The following is a 12,846-nucleotide window of genomic DNA, read 5'->3' as shown; positions in this document are numbered from 1 at the left end:
GGAAATCGGATTCCAGCTATTGCGATCAGTCGTCAGGAACCTATGTTTGACAGCATGGATTCATTCTCAGGGAGACCGATATGACGACCCAGACGAAGCCGATTGAACTCTATTATTGGCCGACGCCGAATGGCTGGAAAATTTCCATCATGCTGGAAGAGCTTGGTGTTCCCTATGACCTCAAGCTGGTCAATATCGGCAGAGGCGAGCAATTCGAACCGTCCTTCCTCAAGATTGCCCCGAACAACCGCATGCCCGCGATTATCGATCCGGAAGGCCCCGGTGGTGAGCCGATTTCGGTTTTCGAGTCCGGCGCTATCCTGCAATATCTCGGCCGGAAGTTCGGCAAATTCTATTCGCAGGACGAGCGCAAGCGCGTTGCTGTCGAGGAATGGCTGTTCTGGCAGGTGGGCGGTCTCGGGCCAATGGCGGGGCAGGCGCACCATTTCCGCCAATATGCGCCGGAAAAAATCGAGTATGGTATCAATCGCTATACCAATGAGGTGAACCGGCTCTATGGTGTGATGAACCGGCGTCTGGAAGGCCGCGACTATCTTGCTGATGAATATTCCATTGCTGATATGGCATCGTTCGGCTGGGTTATCTCCCACGCAAATCAGGGCCAGGATCTCAATGATTTTCCCAATCTGAAACGCTGGTTTGAAACAATGGGAGCACGCCCCGCCGTTCAGCGTGGCCGGGAGCTTGGCAAGGAAGCGCGCCGTAATCTGGCCGAGGATAAGGAAGCCCAGAAAATCCTGTTTGGCCAAAGGGCACTTTAGCAAGCGTTCTGTTTGAGATTGAGTGCGTGGGTTCGTGGGTTCGTGGTTCGACAAGCTCACCATGAGGGAGAGTGAGGATGCAACGCTAATCGCCAACACTGTAGAACTTCAGTCCCTGCAGACCACCATTCTCCCTCATGGTGAGCCCGTCGAACCACGCGCTATGTTCGTGCAACGCACCACGTACCACAGGCATGCAGCTGTCTCAGATTTTACAAATGCCGGATTTCCGTCGGGACCTCTCCCCAGTTATCATGCAACCCGTCTTGATATTGCAAAGGGGCTGTAGCTAACTCTTCCGGTGAGAGATCATCAAGAACCGAGAGGTTGAGGCCGTAGAAGACGCCGCCCATGATTTCCAGGTCTCCCCGGCCAAAAAGCTTAACACCGCAGGTCTTACAGAAGAAATGCGTGATGTTTTTGCCGCCGAACTGGTATTCGGTCAGATTGTCGGCGCCTGCGATCATACGCAGGGCATCACCGCCAATAAAGGCTTTCCAATAGCGCGTCTTGGCGCATAAAGAGCAATTGCACTTGCTCGTACCGGCATCCAGATCAACATCGCATTCGAAACGCACAGTCTTGCAGTGGCAACTGCCGTGATAGGTCTTTTTCATCGAATCTCTCTTTTATTGGCGATCAATGACAGCGATAATCAGTCGATAAACCTTCGGTCTACCATAGCCGCATCAGTGGGCGTGGCCCAGCGGCTCGACATAGGCTTCCAGACGCTCCATGCATTCGGTCCAGCCGTTTTGATGGGAGTCACGATCTTCAACTGAATCGAACGGCGCCTGATGGAAAACGAGCTTGGTTCGCTCGCCTTTAGCATTCAAAGTGACGCTCACCAATGTTTGCGGCCCGCGCGTACCATCGGCGTCTTCCCACGCGAAAGTGAAAACGATCCGCTCCGGCTCGATGATCTCATTGTAATGACCGACCATCCAGGCGTCTTCGCCATCGGGCGAGCGAATTGATGAGCGGTAAGCGCCGCCCTCCCGGAAATCCATCTCGCAACTGGGGCAGGTGAAATCCTTCGGCCCCCACCATCGAACGATATGTTCCGGCTGCGACCACACCTTGAACACAAGCCCTACGGGCGCATCGACAATCCGCTCGATTGTCAGTTCGCGGTCCTTACCCTTGGCTGCCAGCGCTGCGACCATGTTTCTCTTCCTCCACCTTCAGAACGCATAGTATATAACAACGAGGTTAAATAACCTATTGGTTTAATACACTGTCATTTTATGAACGTCAACATTCCACGCATATCCATTTTGCGTCACAAATTTTCCTTGGAAAGCGCCATATCGGGCATCAGTTTCCGCGCAGCAGGGAATGCCTTGCGATTCATTATGTCGGAGATGGAGATGAGGGATGTCAGGTCATATTACGCGCCGCGCTGCGCTTGTTGGGTCCATGCTGGTTGTTCCGGCGCTGTCACTGTCGTTGAGATCAGCGGGGGCAGACACGGCAACTGGTCCATCTCTCGAAGCCGCGTTCAAAGATCTGGAGAAAGCAACCGGTACGCGCCTTGGGGTCTCGGCGCACGATACAGGCAGCGGTAAGCGCATCGACTATCGCGAGAAAGAACTGTTTGCCATGTGCAGCACGTTCAAGTTTTTCGCAGCAGCGGCCATTCTCGCGCGCGTTGACCAGAAGAAGGAACAGCTTGACCGGATTGTCACCTATAAAAAGTCCGATCTCGTTGACTATTCGCCGGTCACTGAAAAACACGTGGGTGAGGGGATGTCGCTTGCAGCCATTTGTGAGGCGGCGATCACCTATAGCGACAATTCCGCTGGCAATCTGATGCTCGATGCGCTGGGTGGATCAAAAGGGCTGACCGAATATGCGCGGTCCCTCGGTGACACGATCACCAGATTGGACCGGCGCGAGACTGAACTCAACGAAGCCACACCGGGTGATCCGCGCGATACGACCACTCCGGCTGCCATGCGTGAGAATCTGGAAAAGACTGTGCTAGGCACCGCTCTTTCGGAACAGTCGCGCAAACAGCTCGCCGATTGGCTGATCGGCAACAAGGTCGGTGACAAGCGTTTGCGGGCGGGGCTGCCAAAGGACTGGAAGGTAGGCGATAAGACAGGGACAAGCGATAGCGGCATGGCCAATGATGTGGCGGTGATCTGGCCGCCGGATCGCAAGCCGATCGTGCTGACCGTCTATCTCTATGATCCGAAGGGAACGGCTGACAGCCGCAATGCCATCCATCAGAAAGTGGCAAGCCTTATCGCCGAACATATCTGATTGAGGCAAACAAAAACCCGCGAGACCAGAACCGCCTCGCGGGTTTTATGCAGTCTGAAAATTATTGCCGTGTAAGGCTTTCGCTCTTGCAGATCAGTCCGCCGAGCACACAACCTGACAATGACAGGGTGTTGCCGCTGACGCTGGCCTTGCCGTTATACGTCTTGCCTTCGTCCAGCTTGTTGACCTGTCCCTTATAGGACCCGCCCTTGCCGGACATCTCGCCGATTGACTTGCCTTTATATTCGCCCGTCAGAACCGTGCCGCAATATTTGTCTGCACCACAGGATGCATATTGAATGAGCGTGCCCGTTGGCCGTTTCCACGTACCGACAATTGGTTCCTCGGCAAGGGCTGGTCCTGCCATGAGTACGACGCCAGCGCATGCCAACAAAAATTTGCGATTCATATTTTCCTCCCGATAAGGGTTGTGCGGCAAATGGGGTCTCTCCTCGTCCATTTGCATGTCCCTTACGTAAACGTAATTCAAAAGAATTCCGAAAGAAAGCCTCAAACACTGGCAAATGGAGGGTTTTTTGCTCTAGGGCGTGCAGGGATAAGAAAGGTTCGATTGGCCAATCTTCAACAGCTTGCGGAGAAAGAAGCTGTTCTTTGGTTAGCAAAGACTTGAAATCGAAGAATTGCATTTTAAGCAAATTTGACCCAAATGCCCGCAATTGCTGGGGCAATATATTTAATGAATTCCGAAGTTTACGAGTTGTTTTAGTTTTGTTTGGGTCCAGTTAATCATGCCTTTTAACAGCAATTTGAGAGCTGTGTGGCATTCTCAAAAGCATCGAAAGAGCACGCCAAAACAAACAAATCAGGCGGTTCTCAGAAGTCTAACAGGGCTTATCGGTTTAAAAGGGACACGGTAAAATGGCACGCTTTGATCTTCAGAATATCGATGCCGGACTCGTCGGCGGAACAGCGGAAACGGACATTCTCTTTGAGATGGGCATCATGTACGCCACCGGCCGCGACTGCGAAGTTGATCACGTGGCTGCGCATAAATGGTTCAACATTGCGGCAATCAAGGGCAGCGAACGCGCCGCAGAATTGCGGGCCGAACTGGTCAAGACCATGACCAAGGTGGATCTGGCTACGGCAATGCGCGAAGCCCGCGAATGGATGACCTCGCACTAAAACGCAGACTGATAGGCGCCCCCGGCCGAAGCACTCCCAATATTCCCGCGCCGCTCATCTGTAAATTGGGGGGTACCTGTAAACGGTCTCCGGCGATATTCTGCGACCCGTGACAAAACCGCAAGATCGGTCGAGCGCGTCATGCCTCTATGCGCTTAGTTGGTGCTGCCACGGAGAACAGAACGATGAAGGCGGCGCTTCAAAATTATCATGCCCGGATGCAGCAGGTATTGGACTATATAGACCGGCATCTGGATGATGATCTGGATCTGGACGCGCTGGGCAGTGTCGCGGCCTACTCGAAATATCATTTCCACCGGCAGTTCACGGCGACTTTCGGGTTATCCGTACATCGTTATATCCAGCTTGCCCGTATGAAACGCGCTTCATACCGGCTTGCCTACAGGGATGCCCAAAGTGTCACTGATATAGCGATGGATGCTGGTTACGATGCCCCGGATGCCTTCGCCCGTGCCTTTCGGCAACGGTTCGGGCAGTCGCCTTCGTCGTTCCGTAAGTCTCCCGACTGGGAGCTGTGGTTTGCGGCCTTCGGGCCCCTCGACAAAGCAAGGAGCAAACGCATGCAGAAGACTTTTACCAATGACGACGTGATAATTCGCGATGTGCTCGCCACACCCGTGGCGATCATGGAGCATCGGGGCGACCCGGCAACGCTGGGCGCCACCATTCAGCGGTTCATCGCGTGGCGCAAGGCCGCTGGCCTGCACCCCAAGACAAGCCCGACCTTCAATGTCTGGCGTTCCGAGCGGCGCCCCGCGTCGCCTGCCGATTATAGCATGGACCTTTGTGTCGGGACCAATCAGCCCATCGAAGTGAATGGCGAACAGATCAAAGCCGGTGAGATTCCTGGCGGACGCTGTGCGGTGCTATCAGTCGTTGGCAATACCGATAATCTGGAGCCCGCCGCGCTCTACCTCTATCGCGACTGGCTTCCGGCGAGCGGCGAGGAAGCGCGCGACTTCCCGATTTATTGCCAGCGGCTGAGCTTCTTCCCGGAGGTAGCGGAGCATGAGGCGGTCGCGGAGCTGTTCCTGCCGCTGAAGTAGCGACAGTCCAAATGACTGAGGCAGGGACGGCGCTAAAGAACCGCCGTCCCCATGGGCTGGAAAGCATCGCGGATAACTTTCGCCATGCCTTCGATCGCCGGACTTGTCATCCGCGGATTGCGCCTTAGCACCACATTCGATGAATCGATCACCGGAAAGCCTTCCGTCTCGGTCAGTTCGCGGCAGCCCGGCGGAATATTGCTGCGCGCCAGCGGCGCAATCGCGAGGCCCGAAACCGCGGCTATTTTCAAACCGCCGCCCGTATCGCAGCTATAGGCCACGCGATAATTGATCTTGTTTCTGTCCAGCGACCCAATGGCGAATTTCTGGCACCAGTCAGATCGTTGATAAATGGCAATGGGAACAGGCGTAATTTCATGCACGCAATGCACTTCCGACGTGACCCAGACAGTTGGATCGACAAACAGCACTTCGCCTATTGTTGGCGGCTCCCAGTTGAAAATCACAGCCAGATCCAACTCATCCGCCTCAAGGGCGGCCATCTGTTTTGCCGAATAGTCGCATTTGACCGTCACCTGTACCTGCGGGTGCTGGCTGGCAAAGGCGGCAAGCGCGCGAGGCAGTACCGTATAGCCATATTCTTCAGGAAGGCCGATCCGCACCGGTCCACCAAGCGGTTTGGCTCTGATTGACGCCATGGTCTCATCCAGCAGACCGACAATGCGGTTGGCATTGACGAGCAATGTCTGGCCCTGAGGTGTCAGAGTGACGCCGCGTGAACCGCGGTCGAAAACACTTTCGCCCAGCACTTCCTCAAGTCGTTTGATCTGGATACTCACCGCCGATTGCGTCCGCCCGATTTTCTCCGCGGCGCGTGTAACATTGCCTGTGGTGGCCACCGCCAGAAATGTGCGAAGCAGATCACTGTCGAGAGGAGGATTCATGGCTGTACCCGTGATCAAAATTTCGAATGACAGACATAATTTCTATTCGTTTGATATATGTCAACGATTGGATCAAGCATTGTGCCTATTCGTCATGCTGGAAATGCACAATGTCCGTTTTCCCTTTATTTTCAAATCTTTGGAAAGTCTGGAAAGCCGCAGACCGGGACGCTCGCCAATTGCAGACTTTACAGCGCAAACCGGGCGAACACCTGCTGCAAGATGCAGGGGTGACGCGTCAGACCGTGGCAGACATCCTGCGCTGCTACCGTTCGAAGCAAATATTGGCATTTCTGGCACGCTTTTGGACCCGATGATTGGTCTGTGAAGCTATGCGTTTTACGCATCACTTTCTTCGACATCTCCACATTATTGACGCAATCAGGACGAGATTGTCGTACTAATTGCAACCTCTCCGCTAGTTTGGCCAGTGGCGAAGGCGAGCGAGCATGTCGGACGAATGGTAAGTCAGTATGCAGGAATTATTGAATCCAAGTCAGGAGGATGCTGCAAAAGCGCTGTACGGGCGAATTGATACTTTCACGGTTCGTAGTAAATATGATTCATATTTGAATTAATTTAAATAACTTAAAGTTTAAATATGAGTGGCGCTTTTTGTATGAAGATTTCGCATAATGTACTATTCGGTTTTTGAGGCGATGTGACCTTGCTATTCGAAGTATAGCAATTTTTTATGATAAAATTTATCATGAAAAATGTGATCATTGTTTTGAGGTAATATGGTTTTATGTGCAATATTTCACAACTCTGTGGGGTTGCGAAGGCTGAAATATCAGTTAAGTAAACGGTTTGTGGAATTTTCTGATTCTTGAAAATTACGGGGAAGTTATGCAGGACGAGCTTGGAGAGTTATTATCAAAGTTGAGCGATGCTCAAAAAGAGTTGATAGTCTTGACTGCAAAGACCAATGCATTTCCTGACAATAATACATTGAGGAAAATAGCAACTTTGGCTCTGAATATCTCCGCCGTTGAGGGGCTTATTGCCGATACACAAAGCCGTGCCAAGCGTGCAAAAATGACCAAGGCCAATGACTGAGACGGCCTGAACTCCAACTGCTTGACGCGTTGGAGTTCAAACACCCATTCAATAATCAGCCTCCAGGAAAATTAGACTCCCGCCGGTCCGGTACGGGTTGCTTCGAACAGGAACCAATGGCGGCGTTCCGATTCGTCGATGTAATTCTCGATGATGCTCGTGGTGGCGCTATCGTGATATTCGTCGCAAAGTTCGTGCACCTGCCGGAGATAGCCAATAAAGGTTCTTGTGTCGTCGCGCAGTTCCGCCAGCATATCTTCTGGCGTGACGAAATTCGCGTCATTATCAAGCAGGCGTTGCTGCGCGGAGATTTGCCCGATGGAGCGCAGCGTCGTGCCGCCGATCTTGCGTACCCGTTCCGCCAGAACGTCGGTCATATCGAAGATTTGCGCGGCTTGCTCGTCCAGCATCAGGTGATAATCGCGAAAATGCGGTCCGCTCATGTGCCAATGGAAATTCTTTGTTTTCATATAGAGCGCAAAGGTATCGGCAAGCAGCGCATTGACAGCCGCTGCGATATCGCGTGTTGCCTCTGTGCCCAGATCGCTGGGCGTTGCTGTGGGGGCTCGTTTGATCGTCTGCAGTGATTTGTTAGCCATGGTCGATCTCCTCTACGATAAACGGGATACGCTTCCGTCTTGGGCACGCGAACGGTGCTGGTCACGACATATGACTAGCATGGCTATTTGTCATTTCTGCTTCACTTATTGGTCAACTCGGCAGTTTCGAGTTCTTCAAAGCGAACCAACGCAGTCTTTTCCTTCACCTGCGCCCCTTCCTTGACGATTTCAGCGATTTTGCCGTCATGCGGTGCGGTGATGGTATGCTCCATCTTCATGGCTTCCAGAACCAGAAGTATCTGGCCTTTCTTCACCAGATCACCCGCCGCTGCACGGACGGATTTTACCAGACCCGGCATTGGCGCGATCAATCGGTCGCCCGCGCCGCCTGCTTCATCGGCCCGCTGGAGTGGATCGATGAGCGCGAACGTTGCCACCACACCCCGCGCAATCACGGCGACGCCTTGCGGTATCGCTGCTGTCTTGGCTGTCAGGTTGATACGTTTGCCCGTGATGTGCCAGCTTTCGCCACTGCGCCGGACGCGCAGTTCAACGGCGGTATCTGGTGTCGCAACTTCAAAGCGATCATCGCTGAGAACCGCAACGCCATAGCGGGTTGTCTGACCGGGCGCATCAGATGTGCCGGGTTCGCCCAGCGTCACCGGATAGTGCGAGCGCGCGTGGTGGCTATAACCGCGCAGCGCCGTCCAAGGGTCATCGGATGCAATCTTTGTCAGAAGGCCACTGGCATGCAGGACAGCCAGTTCTTTGGCTCCTGCAGGCATTGCCACGGGAACAACGAGGCTATGAAGATCGCGGTCGATAAGACCCGTATCCACGTCGCCAGCCGCAAAGCCTTCGTGCCGCACCAGTGCTGCCAGAAATGCCGCATTGGTGACTGTACCCGCAATCTCCGTCTGCAACAGTGCATCTTCCATGGCGCGCAGCGCTGCCGGACGATCCTTCGCGTGTACGACAATCTTGGCGATCATCGGATCGTAATAGGGCGAGATCGTATCGTCAGGGCGCACGCCGGTTTCGATGCGCACTGTGCCTTCCGCAACAGATGCTGGAAAAGTCAGGTGATGCAGGGTGCCGATGGCAGGCAAAAAGCCCTTGGCCGGGTCTTCCGCATAAAGCCGCGCTTCCACCGCATGGCCGTTGAGCGGGATCTGCTTCTGCGTCAGCGGCAAGGGTTCGCCCGCCGCAACCCGCAATTGCCATTCGACCAGATCAAGCCCGGTGATCATTTCCGTTACAGGGTGTTCCACCTGCAAGCGTGTGTTCATTTCCATGAACCAGAAGCCATCAGCCCGCAGCCCTTGGCTGGCATCAACGATAAACTCGATCGTACCAGCACCGGAATAGTTGATAGCCTTGGCCGCTTTCACCGCAGCCGCAGTCATCGCCGCACGCATTTCCACGGTAATATCAGGGGCAGGGGCTTCTTCGATCACCTTCTGGTGGCGGCGCTGCAACGAACAGTCACGCTCATAGAGATGAACAGCATTGCCGTGATTGTCGCCAAATACCTGCACTTCGATATGGCGTGGCTTGGAGACGTATTTTTCAACAAGCACACGGTCATCGCCAAAGGCGCTCTTGGCTTCGCGCCGCGCACTGCCCAGCGCTTCGGCAAAATCCTCGGGGTTGTCGACCTTGCGCATGCCCTTGCCGCCGCCACCGGCGCGGGCCTTGATCAATACGGGATAACCGATCTCGCGTGCCTTGGAGGCCAGAACGACCAGTTCCTGCGCTTCGCCATGATAGCCGGGAACAACAGGCACCCCGGCCTTTTCCATCAGTCGTTTGGCTGCATCCTTCAGACCCATGGCCCGAATCGAGTCCGCCGAGGGACCGATAAAGACGAGCCCGGCCTTGACCACCGCATCGACAAATCCCGGGTTTTCCGACAGGAACCCATAGCCCGGATGAATGGCTTCCGCGCCCGTGTCGATGGCTGCCTGAATGATACGGTCGGCGCGCAAATAGCTTTCCGATACGGAGGAGCCGCCAATATGGACAGCCTCGTCCGCCATAGCCACATGCAGCGCAGTGGCATCGGCATCGGAATAGACGGCAACCGTGCCAACGCCCATCTTCTGCGCGGTACGGATGACCCGGCAGGCAATTTCACCACGATTGGCGATGAGGATTCTGGAGAACATTCTTGTCATGATTTTTCTCCTTACATCCTGAAGACACCGAATTTGGTGTCCTCCACGGGTGCATTCAGGGCTGCGGAAAGCGAAAGGGCGAGCACTTCGCGGGTTTTTGCCGGGTCAATGATCCCATCATCCCAGAGACGGGCTGACGAATAGAGCGGGTGGCCCTCGCGTTCGTATTTTTCAAGGATCGGTGCGCGGAAGGCTGCTTCCTCTTCAGCAGCCCAGTCGCCGCCTTTGCGTTCGATACCATCGCGCTTGACCAGTGCCAGCACCGTTGCCGCCTGTTCACCGCCCATGACGGAAATGCGGGCGTTGGGCCACATCCACAGGAAGCGCGGCGAGAAGGCGCGCCCGCACATGCCGTAATTGCCAGCACCGAAGGAGCCACCAAGGATCATCGTCACCTTTGGCACGCGTGCCGTGGCGACCGCCGTGACAAGCTTGGCGCCGTCCTTGGCGATACCGCCCGCCTCATAGGACCGTCCAACCATGAAGCCGGTGATGTTCTGCAAAAACACCAGAGGAATGCCGCGCTGGGTACACAGCTCAATGAAATGCGTACCCTTCAAGGCGCTTTCGGAAAACAGCACGCCATTATTGGCGATGATACCGACAGGCATACCGTAGAGATGGGCAAAACCGGTGATCAGGCTGGTGCCGTAATTCTGTTTGAACTCGTCAAATTCGGAACCATCCACCACGCGGGCGATCACCTCGCGCACATCATAGGGCTGGCGCAGATCGGTGGGCACAATGCCATAGAGTTCATGTGGATCGTAAAGCGGTGGAATCGACTTGCGAAGGTCGAGGCCTATCTCCTTCTTTCGATTCAGGTTTCCAACGATGCGCCGCGCAATGGCCAGCGCATGGGCATCATCCATGGCATAGTGATCAGCCACGCCTGACTCGCGCGTGTGGACCTCTGCGCCGCCAAGATCTTCTGCGGACACATTCTCGCCCGTTGCCGCCTTTACCAGCGGCGGCCCGGCAAGAAAGATCGTTGCCTGACCCTTCACCATGATCGTTTCTTCCGACATGGCAGGCACATAGGCACCACCCGCCGTGCAGGAACCCATGACCACGGCAATCTGCGGAATACCCGCAGCGGACATATTCGCCTGATTGTAGAAGATACGGCCGAAATGCTCGCGATCCGGAAAAACCTCGTCCTGATTTGGCAGGTTCGCCCCGCCGGAATCGACGAGATAAATGCAAGGGAGATTGTTCTGCATCGCGATTTCCTGCGCGCGCAGATGCTTCTTTACCGTCAAAGGGTAATAGGTGCCGCCTTTGACGGTGGCATCATTGACGACGATCATGACTTCCTTGCCGGAAACGCGCCCGATCCCCGCGATCAGTCCGGCGGAAGCAATATTGTCACCATACATGTCCCATGCTGCAAACTGACCGATTTCCAGAAAGGGCGAACCGGGATCGAGCAACTGCGCCAGCCGGTCGCGCGGCAGAAGCTTGTTGCGCGACGTATGGCGCTTGCGTGCCTCATCCGTGCCACCCCGGGTCACCAGATCAGCCTTTTCCTTGATATCATCGACAAGCGCACGCATGCGTTGCGCATTGGCGGCAAAGGTCTCCGATGTGGTGGTGATCTGGGACTGAAGTATGGTCATAGGATTCTCGCCATCTTTCTATGCATCTTTTTGGTTCGGCGTTTGCGCTGCCATTGGCCGGGGATAATGCCAGCCTTCACGCGCTCTCGCCGAACATTTCGCGGCCAATCAGCATACGGCGGATTTCGCTGGTGCCCGCGCCAATCTCGTAAAGCTTGGCATCGCGCAGCAGACGGCCCGTCGGGTAGTCATTGATGTAGCCATTGCCGCCGAGCGCCTGAATGGCCTCCAGTGCACACCATGTGGCTTTTTCCGCCGCATAGAGAATGCAGCCCGCAGCATCTTTGCGTGTCGTCTCGCCGCGGTCGCAGGCAGCCGCCACCGCATAGACATAAGCGCGCGAGGCGTTCATCGTCGTATACATATCGGCAAGCTTGCCCTGCATCAGCTGGAATTCGCCAATCGGCTGCCCGAACTGCTTGCGTTCATGCACGTAAGGCACCACCACGTCGAGACAGGCAGCCATGATGCCGAGCGGTCCACCGGCAAGCACCACGCGCTCATAATCAAGGCCGGACATCAGAATGCGCACGCCCTGACCTTCTTCGCCAAGCACGTTCTCATACGGTATCTCGCAATCCTCAAACACCAGCTCGCAGGTGTTCGAGCCGCGCATGCCCAGCTTGTCGAGTTTTTGCGCCGTGCTGAAACCTTTGAACCCTTTTTCGACGAGAAACGCGGTCATGCCGCGCGAGCCCGCCGCAGGGTCTGTCTTGGCATAGACCACAAGCGTGCTGGCATCGGGACCGTTGGTGATCCACATCTTGTTGCCATTCAGCACATAGCGGTCGTTCTTCTTTTCGGCGCGCAGCTTCATCGACACGACATCGGAACCGGCTCCGGGTTCCGACATGGCCAGCGAACCCACATGCTCGCCCGAACAGAGCTTTGGCAGGTATTTTGCCTTCTGCTCGTCCGTACCCCAGCGGTTGATCTGATTGACGCAAAGGTTGGAGTGCGCGCCATAGGAAAGCCCGACAGAGGCGGAAGCGCGGGAAATCTCTTCCACCGCAATGGCGTGGGCGAGATAGCCAAGGCCTGAGCCGCCGAAATCCGGGTTCGCCGTCATGCCGAGCAGACCAAGTGCGCCCATTTCCTGCCAGAGATGTGCAGGGAACTGGTTGGTCCGGTCTGTTTCAGCGGCGAGCGGCGCAATTCGTTCCTGCGCAAACCGATGCACCGTCTCCCGCAGAGCTTCGAGATCTTCCGAAAGTCCAAATCTCAGACCTGACTGATACATTTCAATCTCCCATGTCCTTTGTC

The 12,846-nt window shown here is 55.1% G+C and carries 14 protein-coding genes; 6 read left to right on the top strand and 8 right to left on the bottom strand.

What is annotated here, in order from left to right; genetic code table 11:
• The first annotated feature begins 80 nt into the window (after nucleotides 1-80).
• The gene (locus BLU05_RS12610; RefSeq protein ID WP_091880518.1) at nucleotides 81-782 is read left to right on the top strand and encodes a glutathione S-transferase N-terminal domain-containing protein; all 702 of its coding nucleotides are present in this window, start codon (nucleotides 81-83) and stop codon (nucleotides 780-782) included.
• Between the two features lie 212 nt (nucleotides 783-994).
• Here the strand turns inward: BLU05_RS12610 and BLU05_RS12605 are convergent, their stop codons facing one another.
• Together BLU05_RS12605 and BLU05_RS12600 are read right to left on the bottom strand one after the other, a co-directional pair.
• Nucleotides 995-1,399 (bottom strand): GFA family protein, encoded by a 405-nt coding sequence (locus BLU05_RS12605; protein ID WP_091880517.1) that lies wholly within the window; start codon nucleotides 1,397-1,399, stop codon nucleotides 995-997.
• Between the two features lie 72 nt (nucleotides 1,400-1,471).
• Nucleotides 1,472-1,948 (bottom strand): SRPBCC domain-containing protein, encoded by a 477-nt coding sequence (locus tag BLU05_RS12600; protein WP_091880515.1) that lies wholly within the window; start codon nucleotides 1,946-1,948, stop codon nucleotides 1,472-1,474.
• Nucleotides 1,949-2,159: 211 nt separating this feature from the next.
• Here BLU05_RS12600 and bla point away from each other — a divergent pair, with 211 nt between their 5' ends.
• The gene (gene bla / locus BLU05_RS12595) at nucleotides 2,160-3,050 is read left to right on the top strand and encodes a class A beta-lactamase (RefSeq protein ID WP_091880514.1); all 891 of its coding nucleotides are present in this window, start codon (nucleotides 2,160-2,162) and stop codon (nucleotides 3,048-3,050) included.
• Between the two features lie 61 nt (nucleotides 3,051-3,111).
• Here bla and BLU05_RS12590 read toward each other — a convergent pair whose 3' ends face one another.
• On the bottom strand, nucleotides 3,112-3,459 hold the full coding sequence (locus BLU05_RS12590; RefSeq protein ID WP_091880512.1) for a DUF2147 domain-containing protein: 348 nt from the start codon (nucleotides 3,457-3,459) through the stop codon (nucleotides 3,112-3,114).
• 470 nt (nucleotides 3,460-3,929) lie between these two features.
• Between BLU05_RS12590 and BLU05_RS12585 the strand changes: the two genes are divergently transcribed.
• Together BLU05_RS12585 and BLU05_RS12580 are read left to right on the top strand one after the other, a co-directional pair.
• Entirely contained in the window at nucleotides 3,930-4,196 is a 267-nt protein-coding gene (locus tag BLU05_RS12585) for an SEL1-like repeat protein (protein ID WP_091880511.1), read from the top strand.
• A gap of 185 nt (nucleotides 4,197-4,381) precedes the next feature.
• Nucleotides 4,382-5,263 (top strand): AraC family transcriptional regulator, encoded by an 882-nt coding sequence (locus BLU05_RS12580; RefSeq protein WP_091880510.1) that lies wholly within the window; start codon nucleotides 4,382-4,384, stop codon nucleotides 5,261-5,263.
• Nucleotides 5,264-5,295: 32 nt separating this feature from the next.
• Here the strand turns inward: BLU05_RS12580 and BLU05_RS12575 are convergent, their stop codons facing one another.
• The gene (locus tag BLU05_RS12575; RefSeq protein WP_091880508.1) at nucleotides 5,296-6,168 is read right to left on the bottom strand and encodes a LysR family transcriptional regulator; all 873 of its coding nucleotides are present in this window, start codon (nucleotides 6,166-6,168) and stop codon (nucleotides 5,296-5,298) included.
• 110 nt (nucleotides 6,169-6,278) lie between these two features.
• Between BLU05_RS12575 and BLU05_RS25950 the strand changes: the two genes are divergently transcribed.
• Both BLU05_RS25950 and BLU05_RS12565 read left to right on the top strand, forming a co-directional pair.
• Complete coding sequence (locus tag BLU05_RS25950) at nucleotides 6,279-6,485, top strand: hypothetical protein (protein ID WP_139210439.1); 207 nt, start codon at nucleotides 6,279-6,281, stop codon at nucleotides 6,483-6,485.
• Nucleotides 6,486-7,017: 532 nt separating this feature from the next.
• Nucleotides 7,018-7,227, top strand: a complete 210-nt coding sequence (locus BLU05_RS12565) for a hypothetical protein (RefSeq protein WP_091880505.1) — start codon at nucleotides 7,018-7,020, stop codon at nucleotides 7,225-7,227.
• 71 nt (nucleotides 7,228-7,298) lie between these two features.
• Here the strand turns inward: BLU05_RS12565 and BLU05_RS12560 are convergent, their stop codons facing one another.
• From BLU05_RS12560 to BLU05_RS12545, 4 genes are all read right to left on the bottom strand, one after another.
• Entirely contained in the window at nucleotides 7,299-7,826 is a 528-nt protein-coding gene (locus BLU05_RS12560; protein WP_091880504.1) for a Dps family protein, read from the bottom strand.
• Between the two features lie 101 nt (nucleotides 7,827-7,927).
• A complete protein-coding gene (locus tag BLU05_RS12555) occupies nucleotides 7,928-9,955 on the bottom strand; it encodes an acetyl-CoA carboxylase biotin carboxylase subunit (RefSeq protein ID WP_091880502.1) in 2,028 nt (675 codons plus the stop codon).
• Nucleotides 9,956-9,975: 20 nt separating this feature from the next.
• Nucleotides 9,976-11,583 (bottom strand): carboxyl transferase domain-containing protein, encoded by a 1,608-nt coding sequence (locus BLU05_RS12550; protein WP_091880501.1) that lies wholly within the window; start codon nucleotides 11,581-11,583, stop codon nucleotides 9,976-9,978.
• 76 nt (nucleotides 11,584-11,659) lie between these two features.
• The gene (locus tag BLU05_RS12545) at nucleotides 11,660-12,823 is read right to left on the bottom strand and encodes an isovaleryl-CoA dehydrogenase (protein ID WP_091880499.1); all 1,164 of its coding nucleotides are present in this window, start codon (nucleotides 12,821-12,823) and stop codon (nucleotides 11,660-11,662) included.
• Nucleotides 12,824-12,846: the final 23 nt, after the last annotated feature.

Origin of the sequence: Phyllobacterium sp. OV277 (genome assembly GCF_900104355.1) — a bacterium.
In the GTDB taxonomy this organism is placed as follows: domain Bacteria; phylum Pseudomonadota; class Alphaproteobacteria; order Rhizobiales; family Rhizobiaceae; genus Phyllobacterium.
The sequence above is the reverse complement of the archived record's forward strand: the minus strand, read 5'-3'. Positions and strand labels throughout refer to the sequence as shown.